The sequence below is a fragment of the Agromyces salentinus genome (genome assembly GCF_009749395.1).
Classification (GTDB): Bacteria; Actinomycetota; Actinomycetes; order Actinomycetales; family Microbacteriaceae; genus Agromyces; species Agromyces salentinus.
This window is the reverse complement of record NZ_WBIR01000003.1, coordinates 291,513-309,786: the sequence shown is the minus strand read 5'-3', so window position 1 is coordinate 309,786 and position 18,274 is coordinate 291,513. Positions and strand designations below refer to the sequence as shown.

The following is an 18,274-nucleotide window of genomic DNA, read 5'->3' as shown; positions in this document are numbered from 1 at the left end:
AGCGTCATCGACGTCGAACGTCCACGACGTCTTCGTGCCCTCGGGGAAGACGAAGCCGGTCGCGGCCGTGGCCGTCACCGTGATGACCGAGCCCTCACGCGACGACGCCCACAGGACCTTGTCGGTGCTCTCGGGAAGGGTCAGCGACTCGTTCGCCGGACCACACGTGTCGGCGAACGACGGCACGCCCTCGAGACCGATCACGCAGGCAGCGTCATCGACGTCGAACGTCCACGACGTCTTCGTGCCCTCGGGGAAGACGAAGCCGGTCGCGGCCGTGGCCGTCACCGTGATGACCGAGCCCTCACGCGACGACGCCCACAGGACCTTGTCGGTGCTCTCGGGAAGCGTCAGCGACTCGTTCGCCGGACCACACGTGTCGGCGAACGACGGCACGCCCTCCAGGCCGATCACGCAGGGAGCGTCATCGATCGGGTAGGTCCAGGACGTCTGCGAACCGACCGGCAGGATGTAGCCGGCCTTGGCGACGACGACCACCTTGATGGCGTCGGCCGCGTACGTCGTGGTCCAGTCGAGCATGTCGGTGTCGACCGGCTCGGTGAACACCTCGTTGTCGGGTCCGCACGCGTCGGTGAAGAGCGGTGCGGGCGGTGCCGGGTGCTCCGTCGGGGGCTTGGTGCAATCGGGGTACTGAAGCAGCGTCTGGTCGCCCTTGGCGGGAACGGTCTTCTGGACGGGCCAGAGGATCCACCAGTCGGTGTACGTGAACGCGGGGTGGATGTCCTTGGCGTGCGTGCCGTGCTTCTCGGAGAGGAAGCGCTTGACCGCGATGGTCTCCTTCTCGAAGCCGCCCGTGCTCGCGTCCCAGTGGCAGACCGTCACGGCGTCGCCGCAGTCGATCTTGCCCTGCCAGTGGTAGTTGGTGCCGGCGACCTGGACCCAGACGATGGACCAGACATCGGGGTCCGTCCAGTTCTCGTGATCGGCGAACACGAACTTCTCCGTGCCGGACCAGGTGCCCTTGTCCTTGTGGAAGTTGAGGGTGATCTCCTTGCCGTCGGCGATGACGCGCACGTTGACGTCATTGGCCTGGCCGGCGGGGATCTTCGAGGGGTAGACGACGGTCAGCGCGGTACAGGTCGGTGCCGCGTACTCCCAGTTCCAGTCGAACGGCTTCGCGCAGTCGCCGAACTGCAGGAGGCTCTGGTCGCCCTGGGCCGGGACCTCGATCGTCTTGCCCTTCTTCTTGTACGTGAACGCCGGCCAGATGTCGGCGTCGTGGTCGATGTGACCCGCGTTGAGGAACGCGTTCACCGACGTCTCGACGCGGACGAACGGGTTGGTGGCGCTGCTCGTCGCGTGGCAGTACGTGATCTTGCCGGGGTTCTCGCCGCAGTCGCCGCCGAGGTTCTCGACACGGCCGTCGGAGCCCTTGGCGTAGCGGTCGCTCCAGCTCGTGTACGCGTAGACCCACGGACCGGTCTTCGTCGTGCCGGGGAGCGACTCGGTGCCGAGGGTGATCGTCGTGTTGCCGCTCGACGTGATCGGACCCCGGTCCATCTTCGCGTCGCTCTTCGGCGTTCCGTCGAAGCTGTCGGTGCCGACACGCCACTTGGTCGTGCCAGTCAAGCCGTTGCCGACCTGGCTGAGCGTGAGCGTGTACGTGACGTCGTACTCGCCCGTGGCGGTGTTGCAGACGGCGTTGGCCTTCAGGTCGCCCGTGTGCGCCGCGGCGGGTGCGGCCGCACCGACCGCGACGAGGCCGCCGGCGAGGGCGAGGGTGACGAGCACGGATGCGGCACGGCGCCACAGGCTCGGGGAATCGGATGTCGCGCGCGGGCGCCGTCGGCGCAGGGCAGCACGCACCGAACCACTGGGGTTGGGCATTCGGGGTTCTCCATCGATCGAACTGGCGGCGAACCTGGCGAAGCCGGCGGCGCGCGGAAGCGCAGCGGGTCGACACGCCGGGGTGGACGCGTCGGAGAATCGGGTCTTCGGGGTGGGGCTTGGGGGTTCGCACGGCCGGGGCAAGGGGCTGTGAACCTTCAGTATGGCGTGGCCGCGACCCGCTCGTCTACCACGAGGGCGCACCCGTGCGAACTGTCCCCCGATTTGGGGACATCCGTACCCGGGTGACGTCATCTCACCGGAGCCGGTTCGCCCCCGAAGTGGGGGTCGTCCTGCCGGAGTCGTGCGGGGAGCCGTCAGACGCGCCGGGGGTGCGCTTCGTCGCCGTCGTCGACGACCACGGACGCGGTGCGCCGCGGATCGGCCTCGGCGTAGGCGAGGACGTCGGCCGGGTCGAGGGGCTCGCCGTCGAGCGCGATGCGGACGTCCCAGAGTTCGGCGAGCCGTGGCCGCAGGACGAAGCGCCCGTCGAGCACGAGGATGGCGTCGGCCGGCCCGGTGACCCATTTCGGCTGCACCCAGGTGTCGCGCGCGGGGTCGAAGACCGCCAACACGAACGCGGTCGATCCGCCCATCCGGAACGGTTCCACCAGCACCCGACGCAACGCGGACTCGTCGAAGCCGTAGCGGAAGTACCGTTCCGCGGTGTCGGCGCCGAACGCGTCCTGCGCCTCGCGAGAGCGGTGGAAGTCCTCCATGCTCGCCCGGAAGACACGATGCCCCCGTTCGCGCAGCACGTCGGCGAGGTCGTCGGCGAACCGCGTCTTGCCGCTGCGAACCGGTCCGTCGATCGCGACGATCATACGTCCCCGCCCGTACCGGCCGAGGATCTCGTCGGCCAGCTCGCGGAGGAAGCTCACCCGGGGCGTCGTGACCAGCTGCATGCGCTCATGCTAGCCGCGCGGCCGGCGCGGGGCATCCGGACTCGTAGGCTTGGAGGATGCCCGCAGGAGCCGCCGCACCGCCACTGGCCGACGCCGTGAACGCGTGGTTCGCGGGTGCCGCGAGGCCGCTGCCCTGGCGGGCCGCCGAGGTCTCGCCGTGGGCGGTGCTGGTGAGCGAGTTCATGCTGCAGCAGACGCAGGTCGCGCGCGTGACGCCGCGGTGGGAGGCCTGGATCCGGCGCTGGCCGACGCCGGCCGACCTGGCCGCCGCTCCCCCGGCCGAGGCCGTCCGGGCCTGGGACCGGCTCGGGTACCCGCGCCGCGCGCTCTGGCTGCACCGCGCCGCGTCGGCGATGGTCGAACGCCACGGCGGCGAGGTGCCCCGCGAGCTCGACGAGCTGCTCGCCCTCCCGGGCGTCGGACCGTACACGGCGAGGGCCGTGGCGGCGTTCGCGTTCGGCGAGCGGCATCCGGTGGTCGACACGAACACGCGGCGCGTCATCGCGAGAGCGGTGCTCGGCCACGGGCATCCCGGGCCGCCGTCGACCACCCGCGACCTGGCCGCCATGTCCTCGCTGCTGCCGGTGGCGGATGCCGCGGCGCGCACGTTCAACGCCGCCGCGATGGAACTCGGGGCGACGGTGTGCGTCGCCCGTGCGCCCGCGTGCGACCGATGCCCCATCGCCGCGCAGTGCGCGTGGCGCGCGGCCGGGTATCCCGACCACGAGGGTCCTCGGGCGCCGCGGCAGGCCCGATTCGAGGGGTCGGACCGCCAGGTGCGCGGGCTCGTGATGCGCGAGCTCCGGGCCACGCACCGACCGGTGGCACGGGGCGAGCTCGCCTCCATCTGGCCCGACGCCGAGCAGCTCGATCGCGCGATCGAGACGCTGGTCGGCGACGGCCTCGCGGTCGTCGGCGACGACGGACTGACGCTGCCGGCGGCGTGAGCGGGGCGGTACCCGCTCACGCCATGGTGGTCAGAGGACGACCGTGTCGTCCTCGTCGAGGTCGTCGAGGTCGTCGACGTCGTCTTCGGTGCGATCCTCGGCCGGCGCATCGGCGAGGTCGCCGCCCTCGTCCTCGTCGAACTCGCGCGACTTGACGTAGGGATCCGCGTCGCCCGCGTACTCCGCCGTGCTCGCGGCCGCCTCGGTCTCGGCGTCGCGGGCGCGCGCCTCTCGGAGGAGCGCCGCGATGTGGTCGGCGTTCTCGGGGATCGCGTCGAGGATGAACTCGAGCGAGGGCGTGAGGCGAGCCGTGATGTTGCGCCCGACCTCGGTGCGGAGCATGCCCGTGGCGGCCTTCAGTGCGAGCGCCGAGTCGCGTCGCTCCTCATCGGTGCCGTACACCGTGTAGAAGATGCTCGCGTGCTGCAGGTCGCCCGTGACGCGGACGTCGGTGATCGTGACGAAGCCGAGTCGGGGGTCGCGGAGGCCCTTGTCGAGCCGCCGGGCGACGATCTCCTTGATGCGGTCGGCCATCTTCCTGGCGCGTGCCGGATCTGCCATTGCAGTGTCTCCTTTCGTGGCAAGGCCGGATCGGCTTCGCCGCCCCGACCGCCTCGACGTGAATCGGGGTAGGGGTCCCCGCGCCGCCCGGGGGGGGGGGGGGGGGCCCCCCCCGCCCCCCCCCCCCCCGGGGGGGGGGGGGCAGCACGGGGGGGGCGGGTGCGGCTCCCCCCCCCCCCCCGCCACGCCGGTACGGGGGGTAGGGGTCCCCGCTCCTCCCTGGAGGGAGGAGCGGGGACCCCGATGCCACGACTACGCGCGAGGCTTCTCGCGCATCTCGGTGGTCTCGATCTCGTCGCCCACCTGGATGTCGTTGAACTTTCCGAGGCCGATACCGGCTTCGAAGTCCGTGCGCACCTCGGTGACGTCGTCCTTGAACCGACGCAGCGACTCGATGGCGAGGTTGTCGCCGACGACCACGCCATCGCGGATGACGCGCGCCTTGGCGTTTCGCGTGATCGTTCCCGACCGCACGATGACACCGGCGATGTTGCCGAACTTCGAGGAGCGGAACACCTCGCGGATCTCGGCCACACCCGACTGGACCTCTTCGAACTCGGGCTTGAGCATGCCCTTCAGCGAGTCCTCGATCTCGTCGATCGCGTTGTAGATCACCGAGTAGAAGCGGATGTCGACGCCCTCACGAGCGGCACGCTCGCGTGCCTTCGGGTCGGGTCGCACGTTGAAGCCCACGATGATCGCGTTGTCGATCGTCGCGAGGTTGACATCGCTCTCGGTGATGGCACCCACACCGCGGTGCAGGATCCGGAGCTGCACCGAGTCGTCGACCTCGATCTTGAGCAGCGACTCCTCGAGCGCCTCGACGGCACCCGAGACGTCACCCTTGATGATGAGGTTGAGCGACTCGACCTTGCCCTCCTCGAGTGCGCGGGTGAAGTCCTCGAGCGAGATGCGCTTGCGGGCCTTGGCCAGCTGGGCGTTGCGCTCGGCGGCTTCGCGCTTCTCGGCGATCTGACGCGCGGTGCGGTCCTCCTCGGTGACGAGGAAGGTGTCGCCGGCGCGGGGGACGCTCGAGAGGCCCTGCACCTGCACGGGTCGCGACGGGGTCGCGGCCAGCACGGCGTCGCCGTTCTCGTCGGTCATCGCACGGACGCGGCCGTAGGCCGTTCCCGCGACGATCGCGTCGCCGACGCGGAGCGTTCCCGACTGGATGAGCACGGTCGCAACCGCACCGCGACCCTTGTCGAGCTTCGCCTCGATCGCGACACCACGTGCGTCCTTGTTGGGGTTCGCACGCAGGTCGAGGCCGGCGTCGGCGGTCAGGAGCACCGCGTCGAGCAGGTCCTGGATGCCGATGTCGTTGCGAGCCGAGACGTCGACGAACATGACGTCTCCGCCGTACTCCTCGGCGACGAGGCCGAACTCGGTGAGCTGCTGGCGCACCTTGGCCGGGTTGGCGTCTTCCTTGTCGATCTTGTTGACCGCGACCACGATCGGCACGTTGGCCGACTGCGCGTGGTTCAGGGCCTCGATCGTCTGCGGCATGATGCCGTCGTCGGCCGCGACCACGAGGATCGCGATGTCGGTGACCTGGGCGCCACGGGCACGCATGGCGGTGAACGCCTCGTGACCGGGGGTGTCGATGAAGGTGATGGCGCGCTCGATGCCCTCGTGCGTGGTGTGCACCTGGTAGGCACCGATGTGCTGCGTGATGCCGCCCGCCTCGCCTGCGACGACGTTGGCGTTGCGGATCGCGTCGAGCAGGCGCGTCTTACCGTGGTCGACGTGGCCCATGACGGTCACGACCGGCGGACGCTGCTCGAGGACGTCGTCGCCCTCGTCGTCGAGTTCGGCGTCGAGGTCGATGTCGAAGCCCTCGAGGAGCTCCTTGTCCTCGTCCTCGGGCGAGACGACCTGGATCTTGTAGCCGAGCTCGGCGCCGAGCACCTCGAAGGTGGCCTCGTCGAGCGACTCGGTCGCCGTGGCCATCTCACCGAGGTGGAACAGCACGGTGACCAGCGAACCGGGGTTCGCGTCGATCTTGTCGGCGAAGTCGGAGATCGAGGATCCACGACGGAGTCGGATGACGGTGTTGCCGTCGCCGCGGGGAACGCTCACGCCGCCGAGCGACGGGGCCTCCCGCATCTCGAACTCCTGGCGCTTCGTCCGCTTGGACTTGCGGGCCTTGCTCTTGCCGCCACCGCGGCCGAACGCACCGGCCGTGCCGCCGCCGGGGCCACGACCACGGCCGCCGCCACCCGCGGGGCGCGGGCCGCCGAAGCCGCCTGCACCGGGTGCACCGCCGCCGGGGCGCTGGAAGCCACCGCCGCCGCCGGGACGTGCGCCGGCACCTGCACCGGCACCGCCCGGGCGCTGGAAGCCGCCGCCGGGACGACCGCCGGCACCCGCCGGACGCGGAGCACCGGGCCGGGGCGAACCCGGACGCGGCGCCTGCGGACGCGGGATGTTGCCGGGGCTGGGCCGCTGGCCCATGCCCTGCGCACTGGAGAACGGGTTGTTGCCCGGGCGCGGCTGGGCGGGGCGCTGGCCCATGCCCTGCGAGCTCGAGAACGGGTTGTTGCCGGGGCGCGGAGCACCGGGGCGCGGAGCACCGGGACGCGGGGCCGAGCCACCGGGCTTCGGGCCGGTGCCGGGCTTGACGGCGTCGGACACCTCGGGCGCGGCGGCGGGCTCGGGCTCGCCGGTCTTCTCGGCGGCAGCCTTCTCGGCGGCGGCGTTCGCCGCGCGCTCCTCGGCCTGGGCCTGGCGCTCGGCCACGGTCAGCGGAACATCGGCCGGCGCGGCCGCGGCGGTCTCCTCGGCCGGGGCCTCGGGCGCTGCGACGGGCTTGGGGGCCGGCTTCGGGCCGGGCTTGACGGCCGGACGCGACGGCGCCGCGGGTGCGGCGGCCGCGGGCGCGGCGTTGGCTGCAGCACCTGCTGCTTCGAGCGCGGCCTTCAGGCGGCGCGCGACGGGGGGTTCGATGGACGACGAGGGTCCCTTGACGTACTCGCCCATCTCCTTGAGCTTCTCAAGGGCGATCTTGCTGTCGACACCGAGCTCGGATGCGATCTCGTGTACACGTGGTTTGGCAGCCACTTCTCTCCTGTTCCGGGTCCACCCCGGAACAGGGGGGACCATCAATAACGGACGGGACTCATTTCGAGCCGCTCATTAGTTGTCACTCATTGGTCATCACTTGTGTGTTCAGCCTGTTCTCTACGTTGCCGGTGTCCACTTCGCCGCGAATGCGGAGCGCACGCCCGAAGGCGCGCTTCCGAACGGCGAGCCGGTAGCACTCGAGTGTCGGATGCAGCCACGCACCTCTCCCCGGAAGCACGGCCGACGCATCAGCGACGACGTGGGAATTCTGGGAGACGACCCTCAGAAGTGAGGATCGTGGAGCGCGCGAACGGCACCCGATGCACGTTCTGACGGGGTCCATCCTACACCTCCGAGGCTGGGCGCCCTGCGACGCCCGAGCCAGGTCAGTTCGACTCGAGCACCGAATCGGGCTGGATGTCGATCTTGGCGCCCGTCAGCTTCGCGGCGAGGCGGGCGTTCTGGCCCTCCTTGCCGATCGCCAGCGAGAGCTGGTAGTCGGGGACCAGGGCACGGACCGCTCGCGTGGACGCATCGATGACGAAGGCACTGGTCACCTTCGCCGGCGACAGCGCGCTCGCCACGAAGGTGGAGAGGTCGTCGGAGTAGTCGACGATGTCGATCTTCTCGGCGCCGAGCTCGGCGGTGACGGCACGGACGCGCTGCCCGAGCTCGCCGATGGCGGCGCCCTTGGCGTTGATGCCCGGCTGGGTCGCGCGAACCGCGATCTTCGTGCGGTGCCCGGCCTCGCGGGCCAGGGAGACGATCTCGACGACGCCCGAGGCGATCTCGGGCACCTCGAGCGCGAACAGCTTGCGCACGAGCGCCGGGTGCGTGCGCGACACGGTGATCGAGGGGCCCTTCGTGCCCTTGGACACGCTCGTGACGTACACGCGGATGCGCTGGCCGTGCGGGTACTCCTCGCCCGGCACCTGCTCCTCGGGAGGGAGGATCGCCTCGACGGTGCCGAGGTCGATGTGGATCATCCGCGGGTTGGGGCCCTGCTGGATGACGCCGGCGACGATGTCGCCCTCTCGCCCGCGGAACTCGCCGAGCACGGCGTCATCCGCGAGGTCGCGGAGCCGCTGGTTGATGACCTGCTTCGCGGCGAAGGCCGCGATGCGCCCGAAGTCGCTCGGGCTGTCCTCGGCCTCGCCGATGACGTTGCCCTCTTCGTCGAGTTCGGGAACGAAGACCGAGACGTGACCGGTCTTCCGATCGAGCTCGGCACGCGCGCCATCGGGGTTCGCGTGGCCGTGCTGGCCGGGGTTCGTGTGCTTCAGGTAGGCCATGAGAATGGCCTGTTCGATGATCTGCACCAGTTCGTCGAACGGGATCTCCTTCTCGCGCTCCATCATGCGGAGCACGCTGAGGTCGATATCCATCGCCGGCCTCCTCTATTCAGCTCTCAGTGCCGCTCCCCACGTGCGGACGACTCTCTAGGTTAGCGGATGTCGCGGGCGGCCGGGAGCCACGGACCGCGGTCGCGCGCGGCGCGCCGGCGGCATCCGACCTCGTCGAACCGCCGCGCGGAACGAGTGCGCGCGCAGCCCCTCGCTGCCATGCTGTGCACATGGATGCCGTCAACGACTTCGTGCTCTCCTCGGGCGACCTGCTCTGGACCTGGATCGTCCTGCCCGTGGTGGTGATCCTCGGCCTCTACTTCACGGTGCGCTCCGGCGTGGTGCAGTTCCGGCTCATCCCCGAGATGTTCCGCACCCTGACCGACAAGACCCCGCGCGACGAGTCCGGCGAACCGCAGTCCGTGTCGGCCTTCCAGGCCTTCACGATCTCGGCGGCCTCGCGGGTCGGCGTCGGCAACATCGCGGGCGTCGGCACGGCGATCGCCATCGGCGGCCCGGGTGCGATCTTCTGGATGTGGCTGATGGCGTTCATCGGCGGCGCCTCGAGCTTCGTCGAGTCCACGCTCGGCCAGCTCTTCAAGGTGCGTGACGCCGACGGGTTCCGCGGCGGTCCGGCGTACTACATCGAGCGCGGGCTCAAGGCCAGGTGGGCGGGCATCCTCTTCGCCGTCATCCTCATCATCTGCTTCCCGTTCGCGTTCTCGTCGCTGCAGGCCAACACGATCAGCGCGACCGTGAGCTCGACCGTCGCGCCCGACGGCGGCGCCGACTGGATCCCGTGGGTCGTCGGCGCGGGACTCGCCGTGCTGACCGCCCTGGTCGTGTTCGGCGGCGTGCGACGCATCGCCTCGGTGACCCAGGCGGTCGTCCCGCTGATGGCGCTGCTCTACCTGCTCATCGGGCTCGTCGTCGTGGCCATGAACATCACGCAGTTCCCCGAGGTCTTCGCCTCGATCTTCACCGAGGCGTTCGGGTTCAACGAGGTGGTCGGCGCCACGCTCGGCACCATCATCATGACGGGCGTGAAACGCGGCATGTTCTCGAACGAGGCGGGGCTCGGCTCTGCGCCGAACGCGGGAGCGAGCGCCGCCGTGACCCACCCCGTCAAGCAGGGACTCGTGCAGACGCTCGGCGTGTACTTCGACACGTTCCTGGTCTGCTCGATCACGGCCTTCATCATCCTCGTGTCCGACCCCGACCTCGGCAGCGCCACGAGGGGCATCGGCCTCACGCAGGACGCGATCGTCTCGAACCTCGGCTCCTGGGCGAGCATCCTGCTCTCCGTCGTGATCTTCCTGCTCGCGTTCAGCTCGATCCTCGGCAACTACTACTACGGCGAATCCAACATCGAGTTCATCACGCCTCGTCGTTCCGTCCTGACCGCGTACCGCCTGCTCGTGGTCGTCGCGATCTTCGTGGGTTCCATCGCCGGTGCCGACCTCATCTGGAACTTCGCCGACGGCATGATGGGCCTGATGGCGCTGGTCAACCTGGTGGCCATCGGGTTGCTCTCCGGCATCGCCTTCACGCTGCTCCGCGACTACACGCGCCAGCGGCGACACGGTCGCGACCCGGTCTTCACCCGCGACCTGCTGCCCGGGGTCACGGGCATCGAGTGCTGGGTGGACGAGCGCTCGGTCACCGGCCCGATCGAGGTGGCGACGGCGCACCACCAGGCGGACAAGCACCGGGATCACCTGCACCACGAGGACTGAGTCGCCGGACGGGTGGCGGATGCCGCGGCATCCGCCACCCGTCGAGGCGAGCCGCTCTAGGCGCGGAAGACCTGCACCACCGAGGGGCGCGGCGCCGCGGCATCGCCGCCGCCGTGCCTGGGCACGTAGTCCGGGAAGTAGGAGTGCTGGTCGCCCACCGCACCGTTCTCGCCCGGATGCTGCACCGCCACGAACACGAGGCCCTCGCGATCGTGGATCACCGGTCCGCACGTCTCCGCCTCACGGGGCACGGCGAGGAACTGCTGGACGTTGCCGCGCTGCTCGCCGTCGAGCGGCACCTTGAACAGCCCGTCGTTGTAGCCGATGGTGCCCGGGGCACCGTCGGTCGAGATCCAGAGGTTGCCCTCGGAATCGAACGCCACGTTGTCGGGGCAGGAGATCGGCGAGACGAGCTCCTTCGGGAATCCGGCGAAGTATGTCGGCGCCGTCGTCGAGGGGTCGCCGCAGAGCAGCAGGATGCTCCAGCCGAACGACGTGCCCGCCTGGCCGGAGGTCTCGGTCAGCTCGATGACGTGGCCGTAGCGGTTGCCGGAGATCGGGTTCGCCTCGTCGACCGGTGCGCTCGCGCCGCCGCGGTTGCTGTTGTTCGTGAGCGCCACGTAGACCTTCCCCGTGACGGGGCTCGGCTCGACGTCCTCCGGGCGGTCCATCTTGGTGGCACCCACGCGGTCGGCCGCGAGCCGCGTGTAGACGAGCACCTCCTCGGTCGACATTCCGGGTACCACGCTCACGCCGTTGCTCGTGAGCGGGATCCACTGGCCCACGCCGTCGAAGGCGCCGTCGCCCGGCAGGCCGCCGGCGCCCGTGATCTCGCCGGCCGGGGAATCACCCGTGAAGCGCGCGACGTACAGGTCACCCTCGCTGAGCAGGCGCATGTCGTCGCGGCGACGCCCCTTGCCCCTGCCCTTCCCGTTGCCGGTGAAGCGGTTCTTCGACACGAACTTGTAGAGGTAGTCGTTGCGCTCGTCGTCGCCCATGTACGCCACGACGCGCCCGTCCTCGGCGATGATGACGTTCGCGCCCTCATGCTTGAATCGCCCCATCGCGGTGTGCTTGACCGGCGTGGAGGTCGGGTCCTCTGGGTCGATCTCGACGATGTACCCGAACCGGTTGGGCTCGTTCACGAAGGACGGGTCGTGGGCGTCGAACCTCGGGTCGTAGGCCTCCCACCCGTTCTCCGTCGAGGTCGTCGCCGTGCTGCCGTACCGCTTCTGCGCCGCGGTGTCGGCGGCCCAGGCGAAGTAGCCGTTGAAGTTCTCCTCGCCCGACAGCACCGTGCCCCACGGCGTGGTGCCGCCCGCGCAGTTGCCGAGCGTGCCCTTCACCCAGCGGCCCTCGGGGTCCGCGGCGGTCTTCACGAGGTCGCTCCCGGCCGCCGGACCGGTCAGCTCGAACACGGTCTCGACCGTGACGCGGCGGTTGCGACGGCCGTCGACGACGTAGGACCACGGCTCGCCGACCTTGCGGCGACGGAGCTCCACGACCGACATGCCCTGCGCGGCCTTGTAGATGTCGCCCCGGCGGCGGCGCTCGGCGGCATCGGTCGTGGCGGGGAACATGATGTTCGGATTGACGTATTCATGGTTGTTGACGAGCACGGCGGTCTTCCCGCTCGGGTCGGCGATGATGTCGAGGTAGTCGCTGTTGTAGCCGAACTGCCCGGCCTGCGCCTCGGCGCTCTGGTGCTCGAAGTCGAGTGCCGGAACGGCGGAGAAGAGCGGGTCGCCCCAGCGGATGATCGGCTGCCACCGATACCCCGCGGGCACGGTGAAGTCGTCCACAAGCCGGTTCACAGGAGCGATCGGGTCGAAGGCGAGGCCGGTCCGTCCCGGCTGTGCGGCGAACGCCGCTGCGCCCCGGGCCCCGCCCGCCCCGCCGACGGCGTCGGCGACCGCGAGGCCGATGGCCCCGGCGAGACCGAGGCCGAGCACCGACCGCCTCGTGAGGGCTGCCGAGGCGATGTCGCGGAAATGCGCATTGTCCGAGGTGTTGCACTCGGGGCCGAGGCACGCGTTCGCGCACTTCAGCTGGCAGGTCACCGCGGAGCGCTTGCCCCGCACGTGATCGGCCATGGGCAGCATCCGGGGCCGGGCCTGGTCGGAGATCGTCATGTCAGCGGTCCTCACGTTCGACGAAGGGGTCGGTCCGAGGGTGCGCGCGCGAGTCGACGCGGAGGCGCCGCCCCGGTGAACACGAGGTGGCCGCCGCGTGAACCGTCGGAGCACGGGCCGCCCTCGTCGATGGCGACGGCGCTCATGCGTGACCGCGCCGGCCGCGCGCGATACCCCCGAAACCACGCGGACGCAAGGGGGCGGGCGCGAGGCGGACTCGTCGATACGCTGCACGCATGAACCCGGAATCCCTCAAGTCGACTGCGAGCGCCGCCCAACGCTCGAGCACCTTCCGCACCTTGGCCCGCGTGGGCTACGTCGTGCTCGGCATCGTCCACATCGTCATCGGCGCGATCGCCGTGTCCGTCGCGATCGGCTCGGGCGGTGGCAAGGCCGACCAGAGCGGCGCGATGCAGCAGATCTCCCGCGTCCCGTTCGGGGTGGTCGTGCTCTGGATCATCGCCCTCGGCCTGATCGCGCTCGCGCTGTGGCAGCTCGTCGAGGCCTTCACCGAGCAGGATGCCGATGCGAAGAAGAAGTGGGGTCGGCGTGCGAAGGAGATCGGCACCGCGGCCGCGTACCTCGCGATCGCCATCACCGCGATCGTGTACGCCCTCGGCGGATCCTCGGACTCCTCGAAGTCGACGACCACCTTCAGCGCGAAGCTGCTCTCGAGCCCCGGCGGCGTCTTCCTGCTCGTCCTCGTCGGGCTCGTCATCCTCGGGGTGGGCGTCGCGTTCGTCGTCCGCGGCATCCGCAAGGACTTCGAACGCCAGTTGTCGCTGCCGGCCGGCAAGGTCGGCCGCGGCATCCGCACGCTCGGCACGGTGGGCTACGTCGCGAAGGGCATCGCGGTCGCCGTGGTCGGCGTCCTGTTCGTCGTCGCGGCGTTCACCCACGATCCCGAGAAGGCCGGCGGCCTGGACTCCGCGCTGAAGAGCCTCGCGTCGCTGCCGTTCGGCCAGATCATCCTCTGGCTCGTCGGAGCCGGCGTCATCGTCTACGGCGTCTACTGCTTCTTCCGGGCGCGCTACGCGAAGATCTGACGACCCGCCGCCGCACATGCCGATCGCCCGGGGAACTCCCCGGGCGATCCGCATGTCCGCCTGCGTCGGGCGACCCGCCGCGCCTCAGGCCCGGAGCGCGGCGACCGCCTCGGCCACGGAAAGCGTCCGCCGCTCTCCGGAGCGGCGGTCCCACAGCTCGACCTGGCCCTCCGCGGCACCGCGGCCGACGACGAGGATGAACGGCACGCCGATGAGCTCGGCGTCGCCGAACTTCACGCCGGGCGAGACCTTCGGGCGGTCGTCGTACAGCACGTCGAGGCCGGCCTGCTCGAGCTCGGCCGAGACCTGCTCGGCGAGTTCGAACGCCACGGCGTCGCGGCCGGTGGCGACCACGTGCACGTCGAACGGCGCGACCGAGGCCGGCCAGACGAGGCCCTTGTCGTCGTTGTTGCCCTCGGCGATGATCGCGAGGATGCGCGTCACGCCGATGCCATAGGAGCCCATCGTGACCGTCGCGAGCTTGCCGTTCTCGTCGAGCACCTTGAGGCCCAGCACCTCGGCGTACTTGCGACCGAGCTGGAAGACGTGGCCGATCTCCATGCCACGGGCCAGCTCGACCGGGCCGGAGCCGTCGGGAGCGGGGTCGCCCGCGCGCACGTCGGATGCCTCGACCGTGCCGTCGGCGACGAAGTCACGACCGGCGACGAGTCCGAACACATGCTTCTGGTCGAGGTTGGCGCCCGTGATCCACTCGGTGCCGTCGACGACGCGGGGGTCGACGAGGAAGCGGATGCCGGTGGTCGACGCCTCGCCGAGCACGGGGCCGTCGGGCGACCAGGGGCCGATGTAGCCCTTGACGAGGCCGGGATGCTTCGCGAAGTCGGCCTCGGTCGCGGGCTCGACCTCCGCGGGCGCGAAGGCGACCTCGACGCGCTTCATCTCGACGTCGCGGTCCCCGGGGAGCCCGACGACGACGAGTTCGCGAGTGCCGTCGAGGTGCGTGAGCGCGAGCACGACGTTCTTCAGCGTGTCGGCGGCGGTCCACTCGCGCCCGTCGGGGCGCGCGTGGTGGGCGTTCGCGAGGTCGACCAGCGTCGCGATCGTCGGCGTGTTCGGGGAGTCGAGGATCTCCGCGGCGGGCAGGCCCTCGACCGAGGTGGGCTCGGGCGCCACGGTCGTGAACGCCTCGACGTTGGCGGCGTAGCCTCCGGCCGAGCGCACGAAGGTGTCCTCGCCGACCGGGGTCGGGTGCAGGAACTCCTCGCTCTTCGAGCCGCCCATGGCGCCGGCATCCGCCTTGACGATGACGCACTCGAGGCCGAGCCGGGTGAAGATGCGCTCGTACGCGTCGCGCTGCGCCTGGTAGCTGGCCTCGAGCCCCTCGTCGGAGATGTCGAACGAGTAGGCGTCCTTCATGGTGAACTCGCGGCCGCGGAGGAGGCCGGCACGGGGACGCGCCTCGTCGCGGTACTTGTCCTGGATCTGGTAGATCGAGAGCGGGAGGTCCTTGTAGGAGTTGTAGAGGTCCTTCACGAGCAGCGTGAACACCTCTTCATGCGTGGGCGCGAGCAGGTAGTCGGCGCCCTTGCGGTCCTGCAGGCGGAAGAGCGCGTCGCCGTACTCGGTCCAGCGGCCGGACGCCTCGTAGGGCTCCCGCGGCAGCAGCGCCGGGAAGTGCACCTCGTGCGCGCCCGCGTTCGTCATCTCCTCGCGGATGATCTTCTCGATCTTCGCCTTGACGCGCAGGCCGAGCGGCAGCCACGCGAAGACGCCGGGGGCCTGCCGGCGGATGTACCCCGCGCGCACGAGCAGGCGGTGGCTGGTCACCTCGGCGTCGGCGGGGTCTTCGCGGAGCGTACGGAGGAAGTAGTTGGAAAGGCGTGTGGGCACCCGACGAGTCTACTGAGCGTCGGATGCCGCGATCACGGTCGATACCGTGAAGGGCGGGCGAGGCACCGAGGAGCGGGCGGGGCGCTCGGCCCCGCCCGCTCCCCCGGACCGTGTCAGGCGGCCCTGCGACGTGCCAGGGCGGATGCCGCCACGGCGATGGCGCCGAGCACGAGCGCGGCGAGCGCGAGCACGCCGGGCAGCACGGGCTCGGTGCCCGTCGCGGCGAGCACGGGCGCGGCGTCGTCGACGGCGACCACGTCGGCAGGGGCGTCCGCGACGACGACCGCAGCGGGTACGGCCGCGGGCGTCGCCGGCTCGACGACCGGCGCCGGCTCACCGGGCGTCCCCGCCGGCGTGAACAGCGGCGTCCCGCCCACCTTGCCGAAGGCGAAGATGAACGTGTTCGGCGTGCCGGTCACCGGATCGACCGAGCTCTGCCCGAACGAGTACGCCTCGGCTCCTGCCGCGCCGAGCGCGGCCCTCGCCTCGGCCTCGGTCGCCGCCGCGCCGTAGAAGATCACGAACGACAGCGAGGCTCCCGGTGCGAGTCCGCCGAACCTGAAGTCGAACAGCGCCCCGATGTCGCCGGGTCCCTGGTCGACGCCGTTGCCCTCGAACAGGATGCTCGACGGCCCCGAGAGCGGGTTCGGGCTCGCGAAGCCGTCGTCGCTCGTGTAGAACAGGGCGCTCGCCGAGCCGCCGTCGATCGTGACGAACTCGTCGAAGGCGGTCGGCTCGATGTCCCAGTCCATCAGGCGTCGGTACTGCACGGTCGCGATGGGCGCGCCCGACACGTTCTCGATGGTGACGTTGACCTGGTACAGGTTCTTCGTCGCCGGCGAGGGCACGTACTGATGCGTCACGCGGAACACCGGTGCGCTCGCCGCGTCGTTGACCAGGACGACCGAGGTGGCCGTCGAGCCCGTGAACTCGAACGACTCGACCACGAGGTTCGTGCCGCCCTCGCCCTCGGTATCGAGATCGGCACCGCCCCAGACCCCGGAGGCGGGGTCCGCGACGCCCCAGCCCTCGCAGAGGCATCCGGGCGAGGTCGAATCGTTGCCCGTCGGCACGTACTCCAGGCCGGCATCGCCCGGTCCGGCGACCGAGCCCGTCGCGTCGGGCGTGTTGAGCTCTCCGGTCGGGTTCACCGCCAGGAGGATCGTGCCGTTCGTGATGCAGACGGCCGGGTAGCACGGACTGCCGGGGGTCGGCAGCGCGGCCGCGACGGGGCCGGCTTCGGCGGCGGCGAACAGGGTCACCGTCGGCTCGTCGACGTCGGCGGCGAGCGTCTCCTCGACGGTGGCCTCCGGCGCTGCGACGACGACCTCGGGGGGCTCCACTGCGGCGGGGGCGTCACCCCGACCGGGAGCCTCGCTTCCGCCCTCGGATGGTTCGGCGGGTTCGCCCCCGGACGGGGCCGGCTCGGCGGCCGGCTCGGCGGCCGGCTCGGGGGCCGGCTCGGCGGCAGGCTCCCCGTCGTCGACGACCGGAGCAGCGGGCACCGATGGCTCGGGCTCGACGGCCGGTTCACCGGTGGCGGATTCGTCGGTCGCCGGCTCGTCGGCGGCCGGCTCCTCGGTCGTCGACTCGTCGGCGGCCGGTTCCCCGCTCACGACGGCTGCCGCGGCATCCGGCGCCTCGGCGACCGCGGCGGGCTCGACGGCCGGCACCGGCTCGGCGGACGCGGCCGATTCCTCCGACGATGCCGGAGGATCGGGAACGGCGTCGTCGGCGATCGCGGGCAAGGGGGCGAGTGCGAGGGCCAGCGCGGCCATCATCGCGACGGCGCCCGCGGCGAGTCCGACGCGGGCTCGCTGGGAAGGTTGGGTGGACATGTTCGCTCCGTTCGAGTGGGCCCGGGGGGAACGGGTTGGCGGGTGTCCAGTCCGGGAATCGAGCCGGACGGCGGTCACGATACGCCCGCATCGACCTCGCCATGTCAGGGTCCGCCCTGACGTCGGCCGCCGGCGCACCGCCAGTTCGGGGGACGCGTGCGGGCACGCGGAAGAGCACCCGCCGGGCTCGACGCCCGGCGGGTGCTCTCGTGTTCGATCCATGGCGGCCGACGCGGATCCCCCCGCATCGGCCGCACGGCTCACTCCGCGAGGATCAGGTAGAGCGCCTTGCGCGCCTCGTCGATCTTCGCGGTCGCCGCCGCGCGCTGCTCGTCGCTCGCCGCGTGACGGAACTGCCCCGCGACACCCATGAGCTTGCCGAGCGCCTGGAAGAGCTCGGTGGCCGATTCACTCGGCTTGGGCATGGCGTCCCAGGCGTTCGCGAGCTCGGACTCGTGGTCGGCCACGTAGGCGCGGCCCTCGTCGGTGAGCTGGAACTCGGTCTTGCGGCCCTCGCCGACGGCGACGATGAGGCCCTCGTCGACGAGCTGTTGGAGCGTCGGGTAGACCGAGCCGGGGCTCGGCCGCCAGGCGCCGTCGGTCTTCTCGGCGACGGCCTTGATGATGGCGTACCCGTTGCTCGGTGCCTCGGCGAGCAGCGACAGGATCGCCGCCCGCACGTCGCCCTTGGGCCGGCGGCGCGGCCCGCGGCCGCCGAAGCCGGGCCCGAATCCTGGGCCGCCGGCGAAGGCGGCGTCGCCCCACGACCCGGGGCCCGCGTGGCCGAAGCCGTGGCCGGGGTCGCGGTGGAAGCGGCCCTCGCTGCGGAAGTGGTGGCGCATCCGGCCGTGCCGGTCTGCGGAGCGGCGGAGGTCGCCTTCAGTGAAGTGTTCGCGTGTCATGAGCGCGGACTCCTTTCGTCCTGCCCTGATGAAAGAGCATTCGCAGAACTTCTGCGATGTGTTTACGATATATCGCTATTGTATCGCTGTCAAGTCGTCCGC

General features: G+C 70.9%; 12 protein-coding genes and 1 pseudogene. 3 read left to right on the top strand and 10 right to left on the bottom strand.

What is annotated here, in order from left to right; translation table 11 throughout:
• Together GQQ95_RS05820 and GQQ95_RS05815 are read right to left on the bottom strand one after the other, a co-directional pair.
• A pseudogene (locus tag GQQ95_RS05820) lies at positions 1-1,848 on the bottom strand (hypothetical protein); the annotation flags it as partial.
• A gap of 317 nt (positions 1,849-2,165) precedes the next feature.
• Entirely contained in the window at positions 2,166-2,753 is a 588-nt protein-coding gene (locus tag GQQ95_RS05815) for a nucleoside/nucleotide kinase family protein (protein ID WP_157426700.1), read from the bottom strand.
• Positions 2,754-2,809: 56 nt separating this feature from the next.
• Here GQQ95_RS05815 and GQQ95_RS05810 point away from each other — a divergent pair, with 56 nt between their 5' ends.
• A complete protein-coding gene (locus tag GQQ95_RS05810; protein WP_157426699.1) occupies positions 2,810-3,700 on the top strand; it encodes an HhH-GPD family protein in 891 nt (296 codons plus the stop codon).
• 30 nt (positions 3,701-3,730) lie between these two features.
• On the opposite strand, the gene rbfA is transcribed toward GQQ95_RS05810, so the two are convergent.
• From rbfA to nusA, 4 genes are all read right to left on the bottom strand, one after another.
• Positions 3,731-4,261, bottom strand: coding sequence for a 30S ribosome-binding factor RbfA (gene rbfA / locus GQQ95_RS05805; protein ID WP_157426698.1), 531 nt, complete (start codon positions 4,259-4,261; stop codon positions 3,731-3,733).
• A gap of 252 nt (positions 4,262-4,513) precedes the next feature.
• Positions 4,514-7,363, bottom strand: coding sequence for a translation initiation factor IF-2 (infB, locus tag GQQ95_RS05800; protein ID WP_157426697.1), 2,850 nt, complete (start codon positions 7,361-7,363; stop codon positions 4,514-4,516).
• Positions 7,364-7,403: 40 nt separating this feature from the next.
• Positions 7,404-7,667: a YlxR family protein gene (locus tag GQQ95_RS05795; RefSeq protein ID WP_157426696.1), complete on the bottom strand. Its 264-nt coding sequence runs from the start codon at positions 7,665-7,667 to the stop codon at positions 7,404-7,406.
• Positions 7,668-7,710: 43 nt separating this feature from the next.
• On the bottom strand, positions 7,711-8,709 hold the full coding sequence (gene nusA / locus GQQ95_RS05790; protein ID WP_157426695.1) for a transcription termination factor NusA: 999 nt from the start codon (positions 8,707-8,709) through the stop codon (positions 7,711-7,713).
• Positions 8,710-8,897: 188 nt separating this feature from the next.
• On the opposite strand from nusA, the gene GQQ95_RS05785 reads away from it, so the two are divergent.
• On the top strand, positions 8,898-10,403 hold the full coding sequence (locus tag GQQ95_RS05785) for an alanine/glycine:cation symporter family protein (RefSeq protein WP_157426694.1): 1,506 nt from the start codon (positions 8,898-8,900) through the stop codon (positions 10,401-10,403).
• Positions 10,404-10,459: 56 nt separating this feature from the next.
• Here the strand turns inward: GQQ95_RS05785 and GQQ95_RS05780 are convergent, their stop codons facing one another.
• Positions 10,460-12,535, bottom strand: coding sequence for a PhoX family protein (locus GQQ95_RS05780; RefSeq protein ID WP_212275307.1), 2,076 nt, complete (start codon positions 12,533-12,535; stop codon positions 10,460-10,462).
• Positions 12,536-12,771: 236 nt separating this feature from the next.
• Here GQQ95_RS05780 and GQQ95_RS05775 point away from each other — a divergent pair, with 236 nt between their 5' ends.
• Complete coding sequence (locus tag GQQ95_RS05775; protein ID WP_157426693.1) at positions 12,772-13,581, top strand: DUF1206 domain-containing protein; 810 nt, start codon at positions 12,772-12,774, stop codon at positions 13,579-13,581.
• Positions 13,582-13,665: 84 nt separating this feature from the next.
• On the opposite strand, the gene GQQ95_RS05770 is transcribed toward GQQ95_RS05775, so the two are convergent.
• The 3 genes from GQQ95_RS05770 to GQQ95_RS05760 form a co-directional block, all read right to left on the bottom strand.
• Entirely contained in the window at positions 13,666-15,432 is a 1,767-nt protein-coding gene (locus tag GQQ95_RS05770; protein ID WP_157426692.1) for a proline--tRNA ligase, read from the bottom strand.
• 113 nt (positions 15,433-15,545) lie between these two features.
• Positions 15,546-17,270, bottom strand: coding sequence for a hypothetical protein (locus GQQ95_RS05765; protein WP_157426691.1), 1,725 nt, complete (start codon positions 17,268-17,270; stop codon positions 15,546-15,548).
• A 260-nt stretch (positions 17,271-17,530) separates the two neighbouring features.
• Positions 17,531-18,172: a PadR family transcriptional regulator gene (locus GQQ95_RS05760; protein WP_157426690.1), complete on the bottom strand. Its 642-nt coding sequence runs from the start codon at positions 18,170-18,172 to the stop codon at positions 17,531-17,533.
• Positions 18,173-18,274: the final 102 nt, after the last annotated feature.

Coding starts and splice junctions, on each gene's coding strand:
- GQQ95_RS05815 (WP_157426700.1), bottom strand. CDS start 2,753: ATGCAGCTGGTCACGACGCCCCGGGTGAGCTTCCTCCGCGAGCTGGCC.
- GQQ95_RS05810 (WP_157426699.1), top strand. CDS start 2,810: ATGCCCGCAGGAGCCGCCGCACCGCCACTGGCCGACGCCGTGAACGCG.
- rbfA (WP_157426698.1), bottom strand. CDS start 4,261: ATGGCAGATCCGGCACGCGCCAGGAAGATGGCCGACCGCATCAAGGAG.
- infB (WP_157426697.1), bottom strand. CDS start 7,363: ATGGTCCCCCCTGTTCCGGGGTGGACCCGGAACAGGAGAGAAGTGGCT.
- GQQ95_RS05795 (WP_157426696.1), bottom strand. CDS start 7,667: ATGGACCCCGTCAGAACGTGCATCGGGTGCCGTTCGCGCGCTCCACGA.
- nusA (WP_157426695.1), bottom strand. CDS start 8,709: ATGGATATCGACCTCAGCGTGCTCCGCATGATGGAGCGCGAGAAGGAG.
- GQQ95_RS05785 (WP_157426694.1), top strand. CDS start 8,898: ATGGATGCCGTCAACGACTTCGTGCTCTCCTCGGGCGACCTGCTCTGG.
- GQQ95_RS05780 (WP_212275307.1), bottom strand. CDS start 12,535: ATGACGATCTCCGACCAGGCCCGGCCCCGGATGCTGCCCATGGCCGAT.
- GQQ95_RS05775 (WP_157426693.1), top strand. CDS start 12,772: ATGAACCCGGAATCCCTCAAGTCGACTGCGAGCGCCGCCCAACGCTCG.
- GQQ95_RS05765 (WP_157426691.1), bottom strand. CDS start 17,270: ATGTCCACCCAACCTTCCCAGCGAGCCCGCGTCGGACTCGCCGCGGGC.
- GQQ95_RS05760 (WP_157426690.1), bottom strand. CDS start 18,172: ATGACACGCGAACACTTCACTGAAGGCGACCTCCGCCGCTCCGCAGAC.